The organism is Streptomyces sp. NPDC046870 (assembly GCF_040704595.1).
Lineage (GTDB): Bacteria > Actinomycetota > Actinomycetes > Streptomycetales > Streptomycetaceae > Streptomyces > Streptomyces argyrophylli.
In genome coordinates, this window is record NZ_JBEYXM010000005.1 from 25227 (window position 1) to 48184 (window position 22958).

Genomic DNA, 22958 nt, shown 5'->3' on the forward strand with positions numbered 1-22958 from the left:
GCCCCGCCGTGGGCGGGGCAGGCGGGTCAGCGATCGCCGGTGGGCTCGTGCAGGACGCCTGCGCTGTCCGGGCCGGTGGGGCCTAGCGGCGGTGCCGCGACGGCGGCAAGGCTCTCCCGGGCCGCGGCGACGACCGCGTCCGCGGTGAGCCCGAACTGCTCGTACAGCACGGTGTAGGCCGCGCTGGCGCCATAGTGGTTGAGGCCGACGATGCGGCCGGCGTCGCCGACGAACTCCCGCCAGCCCATGGGCACGCCAGCCTCGACGCTGACCCGGGCGCGCACCGCAGGCGGCAGCACCTGCTCGCGGTAGGCCCGGTCCTGGGCCGCGAACCACTCCCAGCACGGCAGTGACACGACCCTCGTGGGGATGCCGTCGGCCTCCAGCGTCTCCCGGGCGGCGACGGCGATCTGCACCTCGCTTCCAGTGCCGATCAGAATGACCTCAGGGCTGCCGCTGGAGGCTTCGGCCAGCACGTAGCCGCCCCGGGCGACGCCCTCCGCCGATGCGAACTGTGTGCGGTCGAAGACGGGCAGGTTCTGCCGGGACAGGGCGAGTCCGGCCGGGCGGTCGTTGTGTTCGAGGATGGTGCGCCAGGCCACCGCGGTCTCGTTGGCGTCGGCCGGGCGGACGAAGTCCAGGCCGGGGATGGCCCGCAGCGCCGCGTAGTGCTCGATGGGCTGGTGGGTGGGGCCGTCCTCGCCCAGCCCGATGGAGTCGTGCGTCCACACGTAGGTGACCGGGAGCTGCATGAGCGCGGCCAGCCGCACCGCACCGCGCATGTAGTCGGAGAAGGTGAGGAACGTGCCGCCGTACACGCGGGTCCCGCCGTGCAGCGCGATGCCGTTCATGATCGCGCCCATGGCGTGCTCGCGGACGCCGAAGTGCAGCGTGCGCCCGTACGGGCCACCCGACCACATCTTGGTCTGCCGGTTCTCGGGCAGGAACGAAGCCTCCCCCTTGACCGCGGTGTTGTTGCTCTCCGCCAGGTCGGCCGAACCACCCCACAGCTCCGGCAGGACCGGGTACAGGGCGGCGAGGACCTCGCCGGAAGCCTTCCGGGTCGCCACGCCCTTCGGGTCGGCGTCCCAGACCGGCAGGTCGTCCGCCCAACCCTGCGGCAGCCGACGGGTGGACAGCCGCTCAAGCAGCGCGGCACCGTCGGGGTTGCCGGCCCGCCACGCGTCGAAGCGCTGCTGCCACGTCGCGTGCGCCTGCGCGCCGCGCTCGGCGACCCGGCGGGCGTGCTCGAGCACCTCCGGGTCGACCTCGAAGGTCTTGTCGGGGTCGAAGCCGAGGATCTCCTTGGTCGCCCGGACCTCGTCCTCGCCCAGCGCGGATCCGTGGGCGGCGCCGGTGTTCTGCTTGTTCGGCGCGGGCCAGCCGATGATCGTGTGCAGCACGATCAGCGACGGGCGGCCGGTCTCGGCCCGGGCAGCGGCCAGCGCGCGGTCGACCGCGGCCAGGTCCTCGCCGTCGTCGACGTGCTGCACGTGCCAGCCGTAAGCCTCGTACCGCTTGCCGACGTCCTCGGTGAACGCGACGTCGGTGTCGTCCTCGATCGAGATCCGGTTGGCGTCGTAGACCAGGACCAGATTGCCCAGCTCCTGAGTGCCGGCCAGCGATGACGCCTCGCCGCTGACGCCCTCCTCCAGGTCGCCGTCGGAGGCGAACGCCCAGATCGTGTGGTCGAAGACGCTCTCGCCCTCGGGGGCGTCGGGGTCCAGCAGACCGCGCTCGCGGCGGGCGGCCATCGCCATGCCGACGGCGTTGCCGACGCCCTGGCCGAGCGGGCCGGTCGTCGTCTCCACCCCCGGTGTGTGGTTGACCTCGGGATGGCCCGGGGTCGCGGAGCCCCAGGTGCGCAGCGCCTGAAGGTCGGCCAGGTCCAGGCCGTAGCCGGAGAGGAAGAGCTGGATGTACAAGGTGAGGCTCGAGTGCCCCATCGAGAGCACGAAGCGGTCACGGCCGACCCAGTTCGGATCGCCCGGGTCGTGGCGCAGCCACTTCTGGAACAGCAGGTAGGCGGTGGGGGCCATGCTCATCGCGGTGCCGGGGTGGCCGTTGCCGGTCTTCTGTACGGCATCCATCGCCAGCACGCGCACGGTGTCGATCGCGCGGCGGTCGAGATCGCCCATCCCCTCAGGGAGGGTGGGGTGCGGCCGGAAGGGGCTGCCGGTGGGCGCGTCGCTCGCGGCCTCGGCTGGAGCCTCGGGGCGGGTGCTCTTCGCCTCGGTGGCGTGGTCTGCCTCATTGGCGGTCATGGGTGGCGGTACTCCCTTGGGGTGGGACGGTAGATGCTTTTCACCGCGCGGCCGGTATCGGGCACCGCAATCGGGCGGGTCCGGCGACGGTGGGGGCGTCAGGCGAGTGGGGTGTCGTCCAGTGCCTTCGCGAGGTCGCCGGGGGTGTCGTAGAGGGCGATGGCGCCGGCCTTCCGCAGCTCGTCGTCCCCGAAGCCGCCGGAACGGACGACGATCGCCGGCATCCCCGCTCTCTTGGCCGCCTCAACGTCCCACACCGAGTCGCCGACCATCACACTCGACGCGTCGGGCGGCGCTCCCAGCTTCTTCAGCGCCACCTGCAGCAGATCCGGCGCCGGCTTGGAGACCTCCACATCGGCGCTGGTGGTCCAGTCGTCGACGATGTCACGGGCGTCCAGCATGTCCAAGAAGACCTCTACGTGACGCTGCTGAGCAGAGCTGGCCAGCACCAGCCGGTGACCGCGCTCTTTGACGCCCACGAGGAGGTCGCGAGCACCGGGCAACGGCGCCATCTCCTCCAGCAGCTTGTCGACCTCCCTGCCCTGCTGCTCCCTGGCCCGGTCGCCCACCCGACGCTCCAGTTCCTCGCCACCGACAGCGGTGACCACCTGGTCCCCGCCCATCCCGATCAGCCGGTGCAGCCGCCACACCGGATAGATCTCGCCCACCGAGCGCAGTGCCCGGTACCAGGCGAGGGCGTGGTGGTAGTTGGAGTCGACAAGTGTCCCGTCGATGTCGAGGACGGCGATGGCGGATGCGGTCACGCTCACCGGCTACCCGCCGGCGAGGTACCCACACGGAGACCGCGGAACCGACAAGCCGATCGTCGGTACGGTTACAGCTCTCGCCACTGTTGCTCAGCGGGTGTGACCATTTCATTCTCGTCTCGGACACGCCCTCGCCCCGCCCACCGGCCATGGCATGGCCAGGTCACGCACCGGCCTTCGCGGTGCGTCTTTCGGAGTGGGGGCCGTACCAGTCCAGGCACAGGACGGTGGCGTCATCTTCCACGTGGCCGTCGCACGCTTCGGTGACCGCGGTGACCATAGCGCGCATGGCCTCGCGGACGTGCTCGGCGGCGGTGTCACGAAGGAGCGGGGCAGGTCGACGATTTTCGCTTGGCGATCCTGCATGCCGTCGGTGGCACATACGAGGCGGTCGCCGGGGCGCAGGTCGAGGTCCTCCACCCGGTCGGCACCCTGCCAGGAGACGCCGAAGGGAAGATCCACGCGCAGCTTGATCTCCTCGACGGTGCCGTCGCACAACCGTGATGGCCAAAGGTGGCCGGCGTTGACGAGCTGGGCGCTGGTGCCGTCCAGGGCGATGCGCAGCATCTGGCCGGTCGGGAAGGCGCGGCGGCCATGGTCAAGGAGGGCTTGGTGGGTCGAGGCGCCGACGGGCCTGCTCGGCGAGGTCGGTGCCGGCGCCACGGGAGGCATTGACCGCCAGGGTGGCCAGGAGGGAGGCGTCGACGTCGTGACCCATGGCGTCGGTGATGGACAGGTGCAGGGTGTCCTCGTCGAGGCTGCAGTCGTAGGTGTCGCCGGCGATGTCGGAGGCCGGGACCAAGGCGCCGGCGAGGGCGAACTCGGGGGGCCTGGCAGGTGGGGGCCGAGGGCAAGAGCTGGCGTTGGATCCCCGCTGCCAGGCTGACCGAGGCGGTGCGGTTGCCCCAGTGGAATAGGTCTGTGAAGCGGCGGTTGGTGACGACGACGTACGCCAGCGCGTGCGCGGCCTCTTCCACCTGCTCCAGCACGTCCTGGGTGACGTGGGTGAGGTAGAGCTCCAGCACCCCGATGGCGTCGCCGCGGTTGGTGACCGGGGCGAGCACCCGCTGCCCCCGTCGTCCGTCCTCCGGTGCCACCACCGACTTCTGAGTGCGCAGGACCTCGTCATACACGCTGCCCGCCAGCGGAACCTGATCAACGGCCTGTTCCTGCGGTGTCGCCTCCTCCTCGTGGACCCTTCGCCGCGGTCGTAGCCGCCCTGTGCCTGCTGGACACGCTCGCACTGGCCCGCAAGCGAAGCGAGCTCACCTAAGCGACCCTCGCTGCCGGCAACGACGCGCGCTGATGTCGACCGGCGACTGTGCCACATCGCACTGGCCGACCGGATCCTCGCCACGGCGGCCCGCGAGCAGACCGACGGCCGCACCGCCACCATCGGCAACCAGTCCTCGATGCATCCCGACCGGATCACGCTCACGCGCCCATAGAGCTGATGGACCCAACGGGACTCCACTGCCCGGCGCTTGGTCGAGCGGCCGGCGCGGCGGTGAGAGAGTGGTCGCATGGGCGGTCGATACGTCTCCACCCGCCACCCGCAGGCCCTGGCACAGCTGTTCCATGCCGCCCAGTGGCCACCACGGAGGCGCTGGCACCAAGCGCCGCATCAGTTTGTGCTTGACTGCTGGCCCTTCTCGGTGAACATGTTGATCAGGCCGTGGGCTGTGTTGTCGGCGGAGTCGATCCCGGGCATCTCGTCGGTGACGGTCTCGGCGTTGCGGCGGAACATGGTCTGCTCGTACTCGGTGAGCGCCGTTTCAATGTCGTCGGGATGCGCGGCGAGGGCTTCCCCGAGCTCGGCGCCGTCGAGCATGGCCAGGTTGGCGCCCTCGCCGTTGGGAGCCGCGAGGTGGGCGGCGTCGCCGAGCAAGGTAGCCCCGGGCACCCGGTCCCACCGGTGCCCGGTCGGCAGAGCGTAGAGGGGGCGCCAGACCGGTGCGACGTCGCTGTCGGTGATCAGTGCGGTGAGCTCCGGCGCCCAGCCGTCGAATTCCCGCACGATCCGCGCGATGGCCTTGGCGGCATCGGCGAAATCGATGGCGGCGAACCAATCCTGCGGCTCGGACAGGCCCACGTAGGCGTGCAGAGTATCGTCCTTTTCCCGGTGAGCGAAGATTTCCCTGCCCGGTGAGGGAGCGATCAGCATCCCGCCGCCGACCGCTTTCGCGGCGGCCGGGTGCCGTGTGCCGGCGTCGAACAGGTAGGTCTCGACGACCGATTTGCCGATGTACTCGGGTGTGGCGGTGGACAGCAGCGGCCGGACCCGTGACCACGCGCCGTCCGCGCCGACCAGCAGGCTGGTGACGGCGGTGCCGCCGTTGGCGAACGTCACCTCGTGGCGCCCTCCGCCGAGGGCACGGGTGCGGCTGACCTTGTGCCCCCACCGCACGGTGCCTGCCGGGAGCGAGTCGAGCAGGACCTGCCGCAGGTCACCGCGCTGCACCTCGGGGCGCCCGCCCGTGCCGTCGTCGGCCTGGTCGAGCAGCACCGTCCCGTCCGGATCGAGGACTCGCAGCGCCTGGCGGCCCTCCAGAACGATGGCGTGGAACTCCTCCATCAGCCCGGCCGCCTTGAGGGCGAGCTGCCCGTTGTAGTCGTGGATGTCGAGCAACCCGCCCTGCCCGCGCGCCAAGGGAGAGGACTCCGCCTCGTAGACCGTGACCGGGATTCCGTGAACGTGCAGGACGCGGGCCAGTGTGAGTCCGCCGAGTCCGGCGCCAACAATGGTGACTGGGGTGTGCATGATGGCTCCTTCTGGATCAGGCCACCCGGTGAGCTCCGGCCGGCCGTCCCTGGAAAGGTGCCAGCCCTCGCCGACAAGCCACCGACATCCGACCGACACTGCCCCGATATGCCACTGACAGAAGGTCAGATTCCTGTCAGGTGGACACGTTCCCCTGGTTGAGCTCACAACCAAGTGGTGACGACGAGCGGTGATGGCCGTCTTCAAGGAGCCTCAGCAGGAGCGGGGAGGGTGAGTCGAGGCGGCGTCAGCCTGCCGTGTGGGTGAAGAGTCAGCTGGGCAGGGTGCGCGGACGCGGGGGTCGCCTGTTGCCCGGTCCCGGCGGGAAGCAGTCATAGCCAGCGAACTGCCCCCCCCCCGGCAGGACCGCCAGGGTCGGCTCACGGTTCAGGCTGGGGTGCTGGGGGCATCGGTGGCGGGCTGCCGGAGGCCCACGGCAGGCAGAGCAGGTGGCGGCCGGGCTGCGGATCCGGTGTGCGGGTGTGCTGGGCGTCACCCGGGTCCGATGCGTGCTAGGTGATGCCCTGTTCCGCCTCGCCACCTCGACGCTCGGACACGAGGAGCACCGACGGTGTCGTTGCCGACCATGTCTCCGAGTCGACCTCTCAACGATCCGGCCTCGTTTGTCGGAGCAACTCGGCGCATGGCGCCGACGACACCGGTACTCACCGGCATCGGCATCTCCACCCCTGAGCTGGCCGCATCTGCTGGCTGGGCGGTGCGATGTCGCCGGGGTGGTGATCGGCTCACCGTTGCTGCGGGCGCTTGCCGGCGGAGGGCTTGGTCGAGCGATCCCGGTTGTGGAGCGGTTCGCCGCCTCGATCAGCCAGGCCCGGGTGGTGTGACCCGTGCGCGACAGCAGGCGGAGGAAGGGCTGGAACCCCCGTGAGGGCGCTCTTCGAGTCGTCTCGGCGGGGTCACGCGTGGTGGGCGAGCTTGACCGTAGAGGCGAGCACGATCAGGGCAGGCACACGGAGGAACACCAGGCCCGGGAGCACGCTGAGGATCAGATCGCCCTGCGCCGAGGCGGAGCCACTTGTCAGCCGCCGAGCTCCCGGGCGCTGCCGGGCCGGTCCGGGGACAGGGTCTCACCGTGTGTCTTCCTCTGGCTGGTGGCCGAGGTGGTAGCCCAGGCGCATCTCGTAGTCGCCCGGCTGGTTGCGTCCTGCGGCGAGCGCGGCCGGAAGCCTGCGCTTGGACCCTGGCCAGCCGAAGGAGTGCGTGTACAGGTCGTAGGAGGACTGCAGATCCTCTGCTGACGGCAGCGTGTACCGGTTGATTTGCTGCTTCACCGCGGCGATCGATTCTTTGTCGAAGGAGGCGATTCGGCGGGCGAGCGTGTCGACGAGCATATCGAGTTCGTCGTCGCGGACGGTGCGGTTGACCCAGCCGTACCGCTCCGCCAGCTCGCCCGGGTAGTCGTCGCTGGACAGGGCCACCTCCAATGCCCGGGCACGGCCGAGCAGCAGCGGCAGATGTTCGAGGCCGCCTCCGCCTGGCAGGTTGCCGTTGGCCGTCTCGGGCTGGCAGAACAGCGCGCGTTCACTGGCGAAACGCATGTCCATCGCCTGGATCATCTCGCTGCCCACGCCTCTGACCCGGCCCCGGACCTTGGCGATCGAGACGACGGGCAGGCGTGACAGGCGGGTGCCGGCATCGATCAGCAGCGGGTATCCGCTTGCGCCCGGTTCCTTGGGAGTCTCGGCTACCCGGGTGGTGTCGTAGTGGTTCAGGAAGTAGTCGGGGTTCGCCGACTCGAACACGGCCACCCGCAGCTCCGAAGCAGCCTCCATCTGGTCGACAAGCCTCGGAAGCTCCTTGATCATCTCCGGGGACACCAGGTTGATCGGTGGGCTGTCGAATGTGATCCTCCACAGCCGCCTGGTCTCGGCGGTCACGGAGAAATGGGTCCATTCGTTCACGGATCCGTCTCCTTGGCTTGCACTCGTGTCGTCTGGAAGCAGGTCATACGAACGAGGCGAGGTGTACGGGAGGCCCGGCGGTGCCGGGTCGGGGCCACGTGTACCGCTCGGTGGTCAGCAGCTGAGCAACAGGTGCGCCATCCGCGGACTGGCGTACGCGACCACCCTTTCACGACCGCACGCTTCATGGGTTCGGCCCCGGCCGGCAGCCACGCCGGCCGGGGCGTTGAGGCCGCTGCCGTTCGCCCGCCATGGCGCCGGCGGGGTGCGCGTCAGCGGCGCCGGTGATGGTGAGCCCCTCGCTCACCGGCGGTATGACCGAGTCGACTCGCTCGTCGGCCCCGACCAGAGCCGCGCCCGCAGGAAGGGGGCCCGGCGTACCCGGAGCTTGGGGCCCTGGCCGGGTCGGGCCGTTCGGCCGTCGGCCCGAGCCTGGCGAGAAACGGGCGGCCCCCGCCCGAGAGCGCCGTCGCCGCCCCGCCGGCGGGGAGGATTCAAGGCGGCGCCCCGGTCAGCACGGCCGGGTCATGCCGTTCAGGCGGACGACGACCAGGGCGATGTCGTCGCCTGCCCCGCCGGTGAGGTGGAGGCGGGCGAGGAGGGCGTCGGCGAGGTGTTCCGGGCTGAAGTCGGTGCAGGTGGCGAGGGTGGAGATCAGGCGGGTCAGGCCGGTGTCGATGTCCTCGTCGCGGCGTTCGATCAAGCCGTCGGTGTAGAGGATGAGGGTGTCGCCGGGGCGGTACGTCGCGTTGGCCTGGGGGCGGGGGACGTGTTCGGGGCGGGCGCCCAGCGGTGGGTCGGTGGCCTGGTCGAGCAGGTCGCAGGTGCCGTCACGGTGCAGCAGGACGGGCGGGGGGTGGCCTGCGCTGCTGTAGATGAGCAGGTGGCTGTGGCAGTCGACGAGGACTTGGACAGCGGTGGCGGCCAGGGCTCCTTCGACCGAGCGGGCGTACAGCCCGAGGACCTCAAGGGCCTGGGCGGGGCCGTGGACGGCGCGGGTGGCGGCGCTCAGCGCGCTGCGGAGCATGCCCATGACAGCGGCGGCCATCAGCCCGTGGCCGACCACGTCACCGACCGCGACGGCGAAGCGGTCCCCGGGCAGGTCGACCGTGTCGTACCAGTCGCCGCACACGTTCAGCGCTCCCACCGCGGGCAGGTAGCGCACCGTGACGTCCGGGTGCCTGGCCAGGTCCGGGACGTGCAGCATGGCCTCCTGCAGGGCGACGGCGATCCGTCGTTCACGGGCGTGGGCCTGCCGCAGTTCCTCGTTCAACTGCTGCAACTGCCGCGCCCGGGCGTACAGCTCGGCTTCCATGGCGGCCTCCCGGCCAGGGCTGAGCGACGGCAGGTAGGCCGCGCGGCGGGCGCGGACGACGTCGGTCATGTCCTCGACCCGGTGGATGATCCAGGCGACCTGCCCGTCCGCCTCCAGGACGGGCACGTTGATCGCGGACCACCAGCGCTCCTTGAACACGCCCGGGCTGCCGGCGACCGGGATGTCGTACTTCTGCAACGCCATGTGATCGGTCTGGCCGCTGGACAGAACCCTGTGCAGGGAAGCTTTCAGCGTCGCCACCCCGTCGGCCTCCGGATCGGCGGGGTTGGCCGGGAAGGCGTCGAAGAAGTACTGCCCGAGCAGCTCGGGCCGGCCCCGTCCGGTCACCTCGCAGAACGCCGGGTTGGCATCAATGATCACCAGGTCCGTGCCGAGCGCCAGACACGGGCTCGGAAGGGCGGCGAACAGCGCCACGTAGTCGATCTGCGGTGTCACACGCGTTCCAACCAGTCGATCCCTCCTTCAATGTACGAAGTGCTCAGCTCCCGCGCCCGCCGAGGCCCGCTCATGGCGTCAGGTGGTCGCTGCACACCGCTCAGCCTGCGTACCGCACCCGCTCAACGATCGCGCAGCACTTAGCCTGCGAGGAGTCGTGGACATTCCGGGAGGGGCCTCATGGAGATCACGTGGCGTCGGATCGAGGAGCAGGACTTCCCGTTGTTGCGGAGGTGGCTCCAGCAGCCCCATGTGAAGCGTTGGTGGAACCACGAGACCACCGTGGAAGCGGTGGCGCGCGACTTCGGCCCCGCCGCCCGAGGTGAGGAGCCCTCGGAGGACCTCCTCGCATCCCTCGAAGGACGTCCGGTCGGTCTCGTACAACGTTCACGCCTGTGCGACTACCCCGACTATTCGGCCGCGCTGGCGGCCATCGTCCACGTGCCTGGCGGCGCGATGACCATCGACTACCTGATCGGCGATCCGCGCCAGACCGGAAAGGGCATCGGGACGGCGATGCTCCGCTCGGTGATCGTGCGAACCTGGGCCGAGCACCCGGCCACCCCGTGCATTCTCGTCCCGGTGGTGGCAGCCAATCGGCCTTCGTGGCGGGCGCTTGAGCGAGCAGGGCTGCGCCGGGTCGGCGTCGGAGACCTGGAGCCGGACAACCCGGTCGATGACCGGACCCATTACCTCTACCGCGTCGATCGGCCGTGGTCCGGCGGCTGAAGGACACGGCAGCCAGGGAGCAGCAAGCGGGTGGTGAGCAGCCGCTCCCGGGTGCGGACGCAGTGCGTTTCGCCCGGCGCGCTGTCGAGATGCGGTCGGCTCCCCCGGCCTGGCTGATCCAGTTGGCCGACGACCCGTGCGGCGCCGTCTCCGGCCGCCGCCCGCGACCTCGGCCGTGTCGCCGGTGATCCGCAGGTCGAGCAGCACCGGCCCCGGGGCGTACTACCGACACCCGGCCCTCGCATCGAGCAGACGCTCTCCAGGTATGGCCGGGAGGTGCGAGGGTCTGTGGGAGCCGGACCGACGGCGGCCCGGACAGAGCCACTGCGCTGGCTAGCCTGGTGGGTAGCCGCGTGGTCCGAGACAGTCGGGGTGCGAGATGGAAGAAGGGGAAAGGCTGTGCTGCATCTGATCGACCGCAGCGACGACCTGGTGGTCGCCGCACTTCCACAAGACGTCGATTTCTGCACCAGTGCCGACGTCCGCGCCGCGGGTGAGCGCCTGCTGGCCGGCGACTGCCGCTACCTCGTCCTGGACAGCTCATCGGTCACCACCCTCGACTCCAGCGGCATCACGGTCCTGCTGGCTTTCTGGCAGCGTCTGCAGGAGGCCGGGGGCGCCTTGCTCGTAGCCGTGCCGGACGAGCACCTGCGGTGGCGGCTGGGCATCCTGGGTCTGGACACCGTCCTGCTCATCACCGTGACACTCGATGAGGCCGTCACCCAGGCCCGCCAGCTCCGCGACGGCACCCGCCCCTACCGTTCCGCGCACCAGCCCGCCGTCGAAACCGAAAGCGCCTGATCCACCGGGCCAGGCCCATCAGCCCGCCGCGACGACAAGGTCATCGAAGCCGCACCCGCCCACGCTCCCCAACACCGCGCTACCCGACATCGAGGTGCACCGGGCTCAACGGGCTCGCCGCCGCCGAGCTCGCCGCACCGGCGCCGGACACATTCCGTCGGTCGCCGCCGGTATCCGAGCGCTCAGTTCGGTGTCGACCAGTTCAGCTCCGTCCGTCAAGCGCCCACCGTCGGGTGACCAATGGAGAAATATTATCCGGACCTCGGCTTTTCCAGGTTTATTTCGCGCACCGTCTGAGATATTCTTTAGGATTATGGGGAATGCTGGTCCCGGTAAAGTCGTTTTCGTCGACGCCGGTCGTCATCGGGCAGCCGCGTCGCCATGATCTGGGAAACAATTGGGCTGGGTTTCTTGCTCAGTCTCGACAATCTCCGAGTATCGATCGCGCTCGGCACGGTCCCGTTCGGTCTGAAGCGCGCGGTGCAGGTGGCGCTGACCTTCGGGCTGTGGGACGCGATCATGCCCCTGGTCGGGATACTGGTCGGTCGCCGGATCGGGGAGACCGTCGGGGGCGTCGCCGGTGTGGTGGGCGCGACCGCGCTCGGTGCGTACGGTCTCTACCTCGTCATCTCGTCCCTCCGGAACCCTGAGCCGGACGAGTTGGACCACCCGTGGGCGTTGTTCGGCATCCCGTTGACGCTGAGCCTGGACAACTTGCTCGCCGGGGCGAGCCTGGGGGTTCTCGGGTTCTCACCGTGGTTCTCGGCCGCCGTCTTCGGCGGTATGACGGCAGTGTTGTCGCTGGTCGGGCTGCAGCTCGGGCGGGCCGCGGCGCGTCTCATCCGGATCCGCTCGGACCTGATGAGCGGGGTCGTCTTGATCATCGCCGCCGCGACGCTGCCCTTGTGGTTCGGCGACTGACACGCTCCTCCTCGGCTCGCAGGTCCGCCTGTGAGCCGAGGGGCAGCGGAAGATCACAGACCTGTGAGTCAGGATGGGGCGCCTCGACCGCCCGGGTTACCAGGTCGCTGCCGGGCGACAGGTGGCAGGCCCGGTCGGTGCGGGCGGGGGACCAGCGGAAGGTCGTCGTCCCGCGAGCCGGCGTTGGCGGCCTCGACCGCCCGGGCGACCAGGTCGTGGTCGGGCGACAGGTAACAGACCGGGTCGGTGCGGGCGGCGTCGCCGGTGAGCAGGAACGCCTGGCAGCGGCACCCGCCGAAGTCCACCTCCCGCCGGGGGCAGCTCCGGCAGGGTTCCGGCATCCAGTCGGTCCCGCGGAACGCGGTCATCACGGGGGCCTCGGCCCAGATCCGCCCCAACGAGTCCGCCCGCACACTGGCCCGCGGCAACGGCAGGGACTGGGCGGCTGGGCAGGGCAGGACGTCGCCGTTCGGCGTCACGGTCAGCTGCCGGGAGGCCCAACCGCCCATGCAGGGCTTCGGATAGCGGCTGTAGTAGTCCGGGATGACATAGATGATGTCCATATGGTCCCGCAACCGCTCGGCGGCGGCCCGTACGACGGCCTCGGCCGCTTCGAGCTGGGCCCGGCTCGGCAGCAGCGCGGCACGGTTTCGCCAGGCCCAGCCGTAGTACTGGGTGTTGGCCAGCTCCACCCGGTCCGCGCCCACCTCCTCGGCCAGAGCGAGCACGTCGGCGACGCGGTCGATGTTGTGCCGGTGCAGCACCACGTTCACGGTGAGCGGCCAGCCCAGCTCCTTGACCACACCCATCGCCTCGATCTTGCGCCGGAAGGACGGGATCCCGGCGATCCGGTCGGACACGGTCGGTTCGTCAGCCTGGATGCTGACCTGTACGTGATCCAGACCGGCGGCCCGCAACTGCTCGGCCCTGGGACGCGAGAACCCGAGCGCGCTGGTGATGAGGTTGGTGTAGAGGCCCAGGGCATGGGCGTGCGTCACGAGTTCCACCAGGTCGCGCCGCAGCAGCGGTTCCCCGCCGGACAGATGGCACTGCAAGACTCCCAGGTCCTCCGCTTCGGTCAGCACCCGCAGCCACTCGTCGGTGGTCAGCTCGTCCTGGTAGTCGGCGAGATTCAACGGGTTGGAGCAGTAGGGGCAGGCCAGCGGGCAGCGGTAGGTCAGCTCGGCGAGCAGCCCGAAGGGACTATCCATCGGTGAGCTCCACCCAGCGCCGGGCGACGAGCCGGGCCAGGAACTGCCGGACGTCGTCCTCGGGGACGGCCTCATAGCGCGTTCCCAGTTCGTCCACGATCTCGGCCACGGTGTGCCGCCCGTCGCACAGCTCCAGGATGGCCGCGCCGCTGCCGTTCAGAACCACGACCGTCTCGGGGTGCAGCAGAACCTTGCGCTGCCTGGTGCGGCAGAAGCTGAGCCGGACATGCGCCGCCAACCGGGGCCGGTCCAAGCCGGACACCCCGGCCCCGGGCCGGGTCGTGCTGCTGCTGTGGGTCGTTCCGGTATGGGTCGGGTCCATGGTGGTCACTCCGGGTAGGCCTGGTCGATGGCGTCCATGAGGCTCCACAGGACATCGCACTTGAACGACAGCGCGTCTATGGCGCGCGCCTGGGACTCGGCGGAGAGGCAATGCGCGGTGACCACCTCCAGGGCGTGCTCGCAGTCGCGGGGGGCCTGCTCCAGGCGGGCGCGGAAGTAGGCGAGGCCCTCGGGGGCGATCCACGGATACCACCGCTCGAAAGCGGCGAGCCGCGCCGCCATCAGATCGGGCGCGAACAGCTCGGTGAGCGAGGATGCCACGGCCTCCACCCACGGGCGGGTCCGGGCGAAGTTCACGTAGGCGTCGACGGCGAACCGCACCCCCGGTACCAGGTGCCGGTGGTCCCGGACCTCCTCACGGGTCAGTCCGGCGGCCTCGGCGAGGCGCAGCCAGGCCTCGATGCCGCCCTCGCCCGCGGCAGTGCCGTCGTGCTCGACGATCCGTCGGATCCAGCGGCGACGCACCTCCATGTCGGGGCAGTTGGAAAGGATCGCGGCGTCCTTGCGGGGGATGTTCTCCTGGTAGTAGAAGCGGTTGGCCACCCAGCCCCGGATCTGCCGACGGCTCAGCCGGCCGGCGTTCATCCGGACGTGGAACGGGTGCTGATCGTGGTATCGCCGCGAGTGGGCCCGCAACGTCTCCACGAAACCGTCGGCGCCGGTCGTGATGGTTGTCGTCGTCACGGCTCTACACCTGGACCTCAAGGCCGTCCACGGCCACTTCCATGCCGTTCCTCCGAGGAACACCGTTCGGGTGTCCGGGAAGATCGGGTCGGTGTGGTGCATGTACACGGGAATCGTCCGCCCCGCACCCGGCGAACGAGCCGTCGGGCGGCGCCGGACCTCCGGTGCCGCCCCACATCCGCTAGTCCTCCAACCGAGCGAGGTACATGGTCACCTCGGCCGCGACTGCGACCTCGTCGAAATCGGGCGTCTCCCACACAGCGAGCTGAGACTCCATGGATTCACCTCCTCTCTGCCGGAATCACGGCAGGCTCCGGTCGCGCGCTACGACGGTTCCGGAAGGGCGAAGACGATCAGGGCGCTTCCGTGCCCCGCGCCGAGCATGCCGGGGAGGAATCCCTCGGCCCATCCGCCCCAGCCGACAGGCACGGCCACGTACTGCCTGCCGTCGACCATGTAGGTGGTCGGGCTGCTGTGGTGGCCGCTTCCGCACTGGAACTGCCACAGCAGCTCCCCGGTGCGGGCGTCGAGTGCGTTGAACTCCCCGGAGGGCTCACCGGCGAACACCAGGTCACCGCCGGTGGCCAGCGTCGAGGCGCACATCGGGAGGTCGTTGCGCCAGCGCCACTTCTCCTCGCCGGCGGTGTCGAACGCGCTGATGGACCCCGCCATGTCCCCGATGTCCACCTGAACGCCCGCACCCCAGTACGGAATGCTCTCCTTGAACTCCCGCCGCCGCCGAGTGGCCGTGGCACCGGTGTCCTGGACCGGGACGTAGAAGAGTCCGGTCTTCGGACTGTAGGACGCATGGGTCCATTCCTTGGCGCCGGCCGGGCCCGGGTAGAAGTGAACCGGTTCTCCCTCCTTGTCCGGGTACACCTTGGCCGTCACCTGGCCGTCCCTCGTGATCGCTCCCCATGTGATGCGGTCGACGAAGGGAGTGATCCCGACCCTCGCGCCGTCCGTGCGGTCCAGGACGAAGAAGTAGCCGTTCTTGTCGAAGTGCCCGAGCAGTTTGCGTCCGTCCTGCTCGAACAGGATGCACTCGCCGATGCTGTCGTAGTCCCACACGTCGTGCGGGGTGCACTGGTAGTGCCAGCGGATCTGACCGCTGTCCACGTCCACGGCGATGATGCTGTCGGTGAAGAGGTTGTCGCCCTCGCGGACCTCCCCGTCGAAGTCGGGCGCCGGGTTGCCGGTGCCCACGTACAGCAGGTTCGTCTCCGGGTCGAAGGTGCCGGTGATCCAGCAGTTCGCCCCGCCCCGTGCCCAGGCCTCGCCGTCGGCGGGCCAGGTCTCCGAGCCGGGCTCCCCGGGCTTGGGCACTGTGTAGCAGCGCCACTGGTGCTCGCCGGTCTCGAGATCGAACGCGTCCAGGTGGCCGCGTACGCCGAACTCGCCACCGGAACTTCCGACGATGACCATGTTCTTCACGACGAGAGGGGCGAGCGTGGCACTCTCCCCGGCCCGGACGTCCCCGTAGGTCTTGTCCCAGACCCGCTTGCCGGTCGTGGCGTCGAGCGCGAGCACACGAGCGTTCGCCGTGACGAAGAAGACCTTCCCCTGGGCCACGGCGACCCCGCGGTTGACGTTCCCGCAGCACAGGGACACGTCGAAGGGGACCGCGTGCTTGTACCGCCAGATCTCCACACCCGTCTTGGCGTCGAGGGCCCAGACCCAGCCGTCCCAGCCGGAGAGGAACATGACCCCGTCGACGACGATGGGGGCGGCCTCGAACGAGTAGGTCGACGCGCCCGCGATCAGTCCGGTCGTGCCGGCTTGGAAGACCCAGGCGGGGACCATGCGCTTGACGGTGTCCGTGTTGATCTGGTCCAGCGGGCTGTAGCGTTGCCCGTTGTAAGCGCCGTAGTAGGTGAGCCAGTTCTGGGGTTCCTGGCGGGCGTTGAGTATGCGCTCGTAGTCGACACCGGCCACCACCGGCGGCGCGACGTCTCCGCCCGGGGTCTTGTAATTCAGGGTTCCCTGGTCGACGGCCTCACCCGCGTCGACGTAGTCGGTGTAGTCGACGGTCATTTCCTCCGCCTCCTGTTTCTGCCTACGGCCGCGGCTGTTCGGGACGGTCGAGGCGGGCCTCCGGCGGAGCGTCTCCCAGGACCACTATGGACCCGGTCAGCCCCCGGCCTTCGTCATTGCCCGTGGGCGATCCGAACCAGTAGTAGCCCGGACCGTCGAGGTTGAGGTGAGCATGCCCGTGCGAATGGTTCACCAGCCAGATGAACTTCCTGTCGCCGTTGCTCGGCAGAAGTGCGCAGTGCGTGTTCTTGTCGTCGTTGACGAGCTCCAACTCGATATCGCCTCCGTGGGGCACGACCAGAATAGAAGGATCCCAGGTCAGCTCGTCCGGGTGGATGCGAATGGTGGCCTTCATGCGGCCGTCCGGTTCCTCGGTTGCCTGCCCGATGCTCCCGGTTCCCAGCACTTGGCCCAGCGCTGCTTTGTTCTGTGTGGCCAACCCGAGCTTGTCCAGCAGGTCGGCCCGCTCGTGCGCGGTCGTCGTCATCGGGGCTTCTCTCCCCTCATCCGATTCCCTGTATTTCCTTCTTCGCGTCGCGTGCTGCCTGGCTGTAATCGGTACTCGAAGAGCGCGCCACGCTGAATGAATAACAGCGGAAAGGATGTGAAACCTGTACTCAGGAAACACGCTACGCCGGACGGATCACACCGACAAGGCACGTCCTGATTCAGGCCGAATCACTCCGTTCGTCCGCGGCCTTCTGCCGTTCGTAACCGATGTGCCACCGTTGAGACCAGCCGAGCCGCACCGCGGCCCGTCGGTCACACGAGGTCGTACCGATCGAGGTTCATGACCTTGGCCCATGCGGCGACGAAGTCCTTCACGAACTTCTCCCCCGCGTCGTCGCTCGCGTAGACCTCCGCGACGGCACGCAGCTCGGAGTTCGAGCCGAAGACGAGGTCGACACGGCTACCGGTCCACTTGACCTCGCCGGTGGCGCGGTCGCGCCCCTCGAAGGTTTCCGCATGCGCGGACGTCGGCCTCCATTCCGTGCCCGTGTCGAGCAGATTCACGAAGAAGTCGTTGGTCAGCGACCCGGGCGCCGAGGTGAAGACACCCAGCGGCGACTGCCGGTGGTTGGCGCCCAGCACCCGCAGGCCACCCACGAGGACGGTCATCTCGGGCACACTCAGGTCCAGCAGGTTCGCACGGTCGACCAGCAGGCGCTCCGACGGCAGCCGGTTGTCCTTGCCACGGTAGTTGCGGAACCCGTCCGCGGTCGGTTCGAGCGCGGCGAAGGACTCCACATCGGTCCACTCCCGCGTCGCGTCCGTGCGTCCCGGACTGAAGGGGACCTGGACGTCGTGGCCGGCGGTCCTGGCAGCCTGCTCGACTGCGGCGGCTCCGCCGAGCACGATGAGGTCGGCCAGCGAGATCTTCTTGTTCCCCGTCCGGGAACTGTTGAACGATTCCTGGATCTCCTCCAGTGTGCGCAGCACTCGTGCCAGTGTTTCGGGGTCGTTGACCTCCCAGCCCCGTTGCGGCTCGAGGCGGATGCGCGCGCCGTTCGCCCCGCCCCGCTTGTCGCTGACGCGGAACGTCGAGGCCGACGCCCACGCGGTCGAGACCAGCTGGGAGACGGACAGCCCGGAGGCGAGGACCCGGCCCTTGAGCGCGGCGATGTCCGCATCCCCGACGAGCACGTGGTCCACGGCCGGGACCGGGTCCTGCCAGAGCAGCGTCTCCCGGGGAACCAGTGGTCCGAGGTAGCGCTGGATCGGGCCCATGTCGAGGTGCGTCAGCTTGAACCAGACCCGGGCGAACGCATCCGCGAGCCGGCCGGGGTTCTCCAGGAATCGTCGCGAGATCGACTCGTAGACGGGGTCCGACCGGAGCGCGAGGTCCGTCGTCAGGATCGTCGGGGCGTGTGTCGTCGACGGATCGTGGGCGTCCGGCACGGTGCCGGCCCCGCCGCCATCTCTCGGGATCCACTGCCACAGACCGGCGGGGCTCAGCTCCAGGTCCCACTCGTAGCCGAACAGGGTCTCGAAGAAGCTGTTGTCCCATCTCGTCGGGGTAGGTGTCCACGTACCCTCGAGCCCGCTGGAGATGGCGTCCCTGCCCTTGCCGGTGCCATAGCTGCTCTTCCAGCCCAGTCCCTGCTCCTCCAGGGGCGCGCCTTCGGGTTCGGGGCCGAGGCAGGCGACCGGGTCGGCCGCGCCGTGGGTCTTGCCGAACGTGTGACCGCCCGCGATCAGCGCGACGGTCTCCTCGTCGTTCATCCCCATGCGCCGGAACGTCTCGCGGATGTCCCGGGCCGCGGTGAGCGGGTCCGGGACGGTGTTCGGGCCCTCCGGGTTGACGTAGATGAGGCCCATCTGGTCGGCGGCCAGAGGACTCTCCAGCTCCCGGACGCCGCCGTGACGTTCGTCGCCGAGCCAGGCGTGCTCGGGACCCCAGTAGACGTCCTCGTCGGGCGCCCAGACGTCCGCCCGGCCGCCGGCGAAGCCGAAGGTCGTGAGGCCCATCGTCTCCAGGGCGCGGTTGCCCGCGAAGATCATCAGGTCGGCCCAGGAGATCTTGCGGCCGTACTTCTTCTTCACCGGCCAGAGCAGCCGGCGCGCCTTGTCGAGATTGCGATTGTCCGGCCAGCTGTTCAGCGGCGCGAATCGCTGCATGCCGGCGCCGGCGCCACCACGACCGTCGCGGATGCGGTACGTACCTGCGCTGTGCCACACCATCCGGATCACGAGCGGTCCGTAGTGGCCGAAGTCGGCCGGCCACCAGTCCTGCGACGTCGTGAGCACCTCGTCGAGGTCCCGCGCCAGGGCGTCGAGGTCGAGCGTGCGGAACTCCGCGGCATAGTCGAAGTCCTCGCCCATGGGGTCGGCCGTTGCGGGCTGTCGCCGGAGAATCCCCAGGTCGAGCCGGTCCGGCCACCAGTCGCGGTTGCTCGCGCCCCACATCGCGTGACTGCGGTGCCCGGCAGGGGCAGAGAGGCCGAGCCCGCCCGCGCCCCCAGCATTCGTCTCGCCGTCAACGACGTCCGGACTGTCAGACACGGGACTCTTCCTTCCGAACAGAGGCCGGGCCGGAACACTCAGATGCCCAGCGCACGACGCACGGCCGGCGCGTGCCGCCGGGAAACCGGCACCATGGCGTTCGTCCGGTCATCCATGACCAAAGACAGCTCGCCCTTGGGCCCGCGCTCCATCTCCCTGATGCGGCTGAGATTGACCACATACCGGCGGTGGACCCGCAAGAAGCCGACACCCGCCAGATCACCTTCGAGTCTGTCCAGACTCAGTGAGGTGGCTCGCAGTCGCCCCAGGTCGGTGGAGAGCCACACGTCGTTGCCGTGCGATTCGGCGAAGGAGACTTCCGGCAGCCGTAGCAGCACCATCCTGTTGTCCCGCATCGCGACCAGTCGGCGCGGCCGCGCCCGAAGGTGCACGACCCGCTCCGCCTGGGGCAACTGCGCCCCGTCGGTGACACCGAAGGAGACCAGGTTCCCGATCAGACGTCCGGATGAGAAGACGGGTCGGATGCTGATCGACGTCGGTTCGTCGGCGAGGTGGGCGAAGACCTGTGTCGAGCCGACCCAGTCAGGATTGTTGATCGCCTGCCCGGTGGCATACCGAGCGGCAGTGATCAAGTCGGGCATCCCGGGGTTCCATCGCAGCGTGGGGTCGACCGCCGGGGTGCATGCCGGAACGCCCAGGACCGCGCTTGCCATGTCGTCGGCGATCACCACCTTGCCCGCGGTGTCGACCGCGACGAGTGCCGCACTGGACTGCGCTCTGGCCCGGGCGTAGGCCGCGACCAACTCGGCACCGCTGTCCCGGGCGCGCCTCTTCAGGGGGCACTGAGTCATGGTGGCCGCGTTCGCCAGCCAGCTTTCCGCCGAAGCGGGAAGCGGGCTGCGCCAGCAGCAGACGTTCAGGACCGCGATCGGTTCTCTGGTCACCACGTCGCGCACCGCGATGCCCGCGCCGACCCAGTCGTGGAGCGCCTGGCACCAGTGCTCCGGACCCCTGATCGTCACCGGACCGTGCGCCTCGAGCGCCGTGCCCATGCCGTTCGTGCCGACCGCGCACTCGGACCAGCAGAACCAGGGCGCCAGATCGAGGCCGCCGGCTCTGGCGAGCGTGGCTTGGTCACCCCACTCGGCCAGGATCCGGCCGGTGGCGTCGGTGACAGTGACGACGCCACCGAGGCTGCCCACCTCATGTGCCAGGGAGGCAGCACGGAATCCCAGCTCGGCGAGTACGACATCGCGCTCCGGCGTATGGTCGGGCTCCGCGACGGCCACCGGAGCCTTCGTGAGGTGAGGATCGACCCGGTATTGCTCTCGGCAGCGATGCCAGGAGATCGCCACCAGAGGCCGGACATCCGGGCACTGATCCTCGCCCTGCACGAACCGTTCCCACGCCGCGAGCACGGTGTCGCCGTCCAGGTTCACCGAGCTGCGTTCGAGCTGATGTACATCGCTCATGGTTCAGAACCACCCTTGGCCCATCCCCGACCCTCGACGGCGCGGCTACCCGCGCCGCTCGCCGCCCGTCGCGGCCTGGCTGCGGCGGACCGGGCCCTGCGTCGCGCGTCTTCCTGCTTCGTCACTCGTCCCAGGCCGTGTTCACAGACCTGCGCTCCCCAGCCTAGGTACCGTTGCCGGCCTGCGCACGCCCCTCTCCCGGCCACGTGAGCGAAATGCCGCTGATCGCCGGCCACGGGCAGCACACCCGCGGGCGAGGCGCGCGCCCAGCAGCACTCGGGCCGCCTTGCGGGCGCCGGCGAACGGATGCGGCACGCCCGCGGCCAGTGGGGAGGCGGACGAGGCGCAGCGTCCCGAAGAGGACCCGCAGAAGCTGTTCGCGGAGGCCGTCCTGCACGGCACGGGCTGAATGCCGACGACAGCGGGGCCGCGGCCCGCCGGTACGGGGCCTGCCGGTACGGGGCCGGACGGGACGGCGGTTCACACGCGGGGGTGGTGCACGGGTGGGGCGACGGACCGAGCAGCCGCCGCGCGGGCAGGCAGGCACACGGCGACGGAGCACACGAGCCGACGCCCAGCGGCGACGCCGTCGGAGCGGGCCGGCCGGCCGCGCGCACCCGGACAGCGCGGGGCCGGCAGCAGGCCGGGGGGCGGGTGGGCCGGCCGGTCCGCGAGCGGGGCGGCGGGTGGGATGGCCGGCGACCGGCGGGACGGCGTCGCCCCGCATCGCGCAGCAACATGACCAAGGTCCTCACCGGTCCGATCGAGACCGGCGAGTCCACACAGATCCTTCAACGCCTCGACGACTGACAGCCGCCCGGCTTGCTCGTCCCATTCTGCAACGATCAATGAGGCAGAAGAACATCCACTTCTGCCGGAGGTTTCCGCGACACATCGCTCCACGCAGGGCTAAGAGGATCCCGTCCGGATCTGAGGAGTTCCCGCCTTGATCCGAGGGGCTTGCGCTGGGATGGCAGACCAAGCTGGTGTGCATTCACAGCCTCCATCGACCAGGGAGCCCATCCATGGCTGGTAATCCTCGCCACATCGCTCTGGAGCCTGCGGCCCAGGCGTTCGTGGACGCGACCTCGGAGCCGCCGTTCCTCTACCAGATGACTCCGCAGGACGGCCGCAAGACGGTCGACACGGTGCAGGACACGCCGATCTTCAAGCCGGAGATCGACGAGGAGTGGCTGGAGGTGCTGGGCGGCCCGACCGGCAGCGTCAAGGTGCGCATCGTGCGTCCGGCGGGCTCGGCCGACACCACCCTGCCCGTCATCCTCTACGTCCACGGCGCCGGCTGGGTCTTCGGCAACGCGCACACCCACGACCGCCTCGTGCGTGACCTGGCCGTCGGGGCGAACGCCGCGGTGGTCTTCCCCGAGTACGACCGCTCGCCCGAGGTGGGCTACCCCGTCGCGCTCGAGCAGAGCTACGCCGCGGCCCAGTGGGTGGTCAGCAACGGCGCGGACAAGAACCTCGACGCCACGAGGATCGCCGTCTCCGGTGACTCCGTCGGCGGCAACATGGCCACCGCGCTGACCCTGCTGGCCAAGGAGCGCGGCGACGTGCGCTTCGTCAAGCAGGTGCTGTTCTACCCGGTGACCAACGCCGCCTTCGACACCGCCTCCTACGAGGAGTTCGCCGAGGGCTACTTTCTCTCCCGCGAGGGCATGAAGTGGTTCTGGGACCAGTACACCCTCAGCGAGGAGGAGCGCGGCCAGATCATCGTCTCCCCGCTGCGCGCCAGCCTCGAGGACCTCGCCGGCCTCCCGCCGGCGCTGATCATCACGGCCGAGGCCGACGTCCTGCGTGACGAGGGTGAAGCCTACGCCGCCCGGCTGCGCCAGGCCGGCGTCGCCGCGACCAACGCCCGCTTCGGCGGCATCGTCCACGACTTCGTGATGGTCAACGCCCTCCACGACACCGAAGCCGCCAAGCACGCCGTCCTCCTGGCCGTCGCCAGCCTCAAGGAAGCCCTCGGCACCACCGCCTGACACCCCCACGGCGGCCGCCCCACCCCGGCGGCCGCCAGGACAACCACTGAGCCGATGCCGGTAGGGCGTCCCCGGGCTCGCGCCCTACAGGCAGCTGCAGCTGCAACCGGACAGGCGGACTCGCTCCGGGAGATGGTGCGGGCACAGGTGTGCTCACGCGGCGGTCCTTGGCGCCGCAAGCCCGCTCCCTGCGCACGCCGCCGCTGACTGTCATGGCCAGCGGCCGCCCGCGCATGTCCCCGGCCCTCGGTGGCGCGGAGCGGACGGTGAGATGTCCGCCGGGACTCGGTGTGCGTGCGACAGTGCCTCGGTCCTCTG

At 69.8% G+C, this 22958-nt stretch carries 17 protein-coding genes and 1 pseudogene; 4 read left to right on the plus strand and 14 right to left on the minus strand.

Translation table 11 applies throughout. The features are described 5' to 3' along the window. Positions 1-26: 26 nt before the first annotated feature. The 6 genes and pseudogenes from tkt to AB0946_RS13590 all read right to left on the minus strand — a co-directional run bounded on the left by tkt (position 27) and on the right by AB0946_RS13590 (position 9485). A complete protein-coding gene (gene tkt, locus AB0946_RS13565; RefSeq protein WP_366761084.1) occupies positions 27-2138 on the minus strand; it encodes a transketolase in 2112 nt (703 codons plus the stop codon). Positions 2139-2362: 224 nt separating this feature from the next. Next, positions 2363-3028 (minus strand): HAD family hydrolase, encoded by a 666-nt coding sequence (locus AB0946_RS13570; protein WP_366760733.1) that lies wholly within the window; start codon positions 3026-3028, stop codon positions 2363-2365. Positions 3029-3194: 166 nt separating this feature from the next. Next, a pseudogene (locus AB0946_RS13575) lies at positions 3195-4188 on the minus strand (PP2C family protein-serine/threonine phosphatase); the annotation flags it as partial. Positions 4189-4655: 467 nt separating this feature from the next. Beyond that, positions 4656-5792 carry an NAD(P)/FAD-dependent oxidoreductase gene (locus AB0946_RS13580; protein WP_366760734.1) on the minus strand — a complete coding sequence of 379 codons (1137 nt, stop codon included), beginning with the start codon at positions 5790-5792 and terminating at the stop codon, positions 4656-4658. Between the two features lie 1088 nt (positions 5793-6880). Beyond that, complete coding sequence (locus AB0946_RS13585) at positions 6881-7714, minus strand: enoyl-CoA hydratase/isomerase family protein (RefSeq protein WP_366760735.1); 834 nt, start codon at positions 7712-7714, stop codon at positions 6881-6883. A gap of 511 nt (positions 7715-8225) precedes the next feature. After that, positions 8226-9485, minus strand: a complete 1260-nt coding sequence (locus AB0946_RS13590; protein ID WP_366760737.1) for a SpoIIE family protein phosphatase — start codon at positions 9483-9485, stop codon at positions 8226-8228. Between the two features lie 180 nt (positions 9486-9665). Between AB0946_RS13590 and AB0946_RS13595 the strand changes: the two genes are divergently transcribed. From AB0946_RS13595 to AB0946_RS13605, 3 genes are all read left to right on the plus strand, one after another. Continuing rightward, positions 9666-10214, plus strand: a complete 549-nt coding sequence (locus AB0946_RS13595) for a GNAT family N-acetyltransferase (RefSeq protein ID WP_366760738.1) — start codon at positions 9666-9668, stop codon at positions 10212-10214. A 399-nt stretch (positions 10215-10613) separates the two neighbouring features. Then, the gene (locus AB0946_RS13600; protein WP_366760739.1) at positions 10614-11015 is read left to right on the plus strand and encodes an STAS domain-containing protein; all 402 of its coding nucleotides are present in this window, start codon (positions 10614-10616) and stop codon (positions 11013-11015) included. Between the two features lie 411 nt (positions 11016-11426). After that, the gene (locus AB0946_RS13605) at positions 11427-11936 is read left to right on the plus strand and encodes a manganese efflux pump (protein WP_366760740.1); all 510 of its coding nucleotides are present in this window, start codon (positions 11427-11429) and stop codon (positions 11934-11936) included. Positions 11937-12004: 68 nt separating this feature from the next. Here AB0946_RS13605 and pqqE read toward each other — a convergent pair whose 3' ends face one another. The 8 genes from pqqE to AB0946_RS13645 all read right to left on the minus strand — a co-directional run bounded on the left by pqqE (position 12005) and on the right by AB0946_RS13645 (position 20643). Further along, a complete protein-coding gene (pqqE, locus tag AB0946_RS13610; protein WP_366760741.1) occupies positions 12005-13147 on the minus strand; it encodes a pyrroloquinoline quinone biosynthesis protein PqqE in 1143 nt (380 codons plus the stop codon). Further along, positions 13140-13469: a pyrroloquinoline quinone biosynthesis peptide chaperone PqqD gene (pqqD, locus tag AB0946_RS13615; protein ID WP_366760742.1), complete on the minus strand. Its 330-nt coding sequence runs from the start codon at positions 13467-13469 to the stop codon at positions 13140-13142. The genes pqqE and pqqD overlap by 8 nt, the downstream gene beginning before the upstream one ends. Positions 13470-13474: 5 nt before the next feature. After that, positions 13475-14173 (minus strand): pyrroloquinoline-quinone synthase PqqC, encoded by a 699-nt coding sequence (gene pqqC / locus AB0946_RS13620; RefSeq protein WP_366760743.1) that lies wholly within the window; start codon positions 14171-14173, stop codon positions 13475-13477. A 181-nt stretch (positions 14174-14354) separates the two neighbouring features. After that, a complete protein-coding gene (gene pqqA, locus AB0946_RS13625) occupies positions 14355-14450 on the minus strand; it encodes a pyrroloquinoline quinone precursor peptide PqqA (RefSeq protein WP_225813461.1) in 96 nt (31 codons plus the stop codon). 47 nt (positions 14451-14497) lie between these two features. Continuing rightward, positions 14498-16207, minus strand: a complete 1710-nt coding sequence (locus tag AB0946_RS13630) for a PQQ-dependent dehydrogenase, methanol/ethanol family (RefSeq protein ID WP_366760744.1) — start codon at positions 16205-16207, stop codon at positions 14498-14500. A 22-nt stretch (positions 16208-16229) separates the two neighbouring features. Beyond that, on the minus strand, positions 16230-16694 hold the full coding sequence (locus tag AB0946_RS13635; protein WP_366760745.1) for an MSMEG_3727 family PQQ-associated protein: 465 nt from the start codon (positions 16692-16694) through the stop codon (positions 16230-16232). 275 nt (positions 16695-16969) lie between these two features. Continuing rightward, entirely contained in the window at positions 16970-19210 is a 2241-nt protein-coding gene (gene katG / locus AB0946_RS13640; protein WP_366760746.1) for a catalase/peroxidase HPI, read from the minus strand. Positions 19211-19248: 38 nt separating this feature from the next. Further along, positions 19249-20643 carry a LytTR family transcriptional regulator DNA-binding domain-containing protein gene (locus AB0946_RS13645; protein ID WP_366760747.1) on the minus strand — a complete coding sequence of 465 codons (1395 nt, stop codon included), beginning with the start codon at positions 20641-20643 and terminating at the stop codon, positions 19249-19251. Positions 20644-21668: 1025 nt separating this feature from the next. On the opposite strand from AB0946_RS13645, the gene AB0946_RS13650 reads away from it, so the two are divergent. Next, on the plus strand, positions 21669-22640 hold the full coding sequence (locus AB0946_RS13650; RefSeq protein ID WP_366760748.1) for an alpha/beta hydrolase: 972 nt from the start codon (positions 21669-21671) through the stop codon (positions 22638-22640). Positions 22641-22958 lie beyond the last annotated feature (318 nt).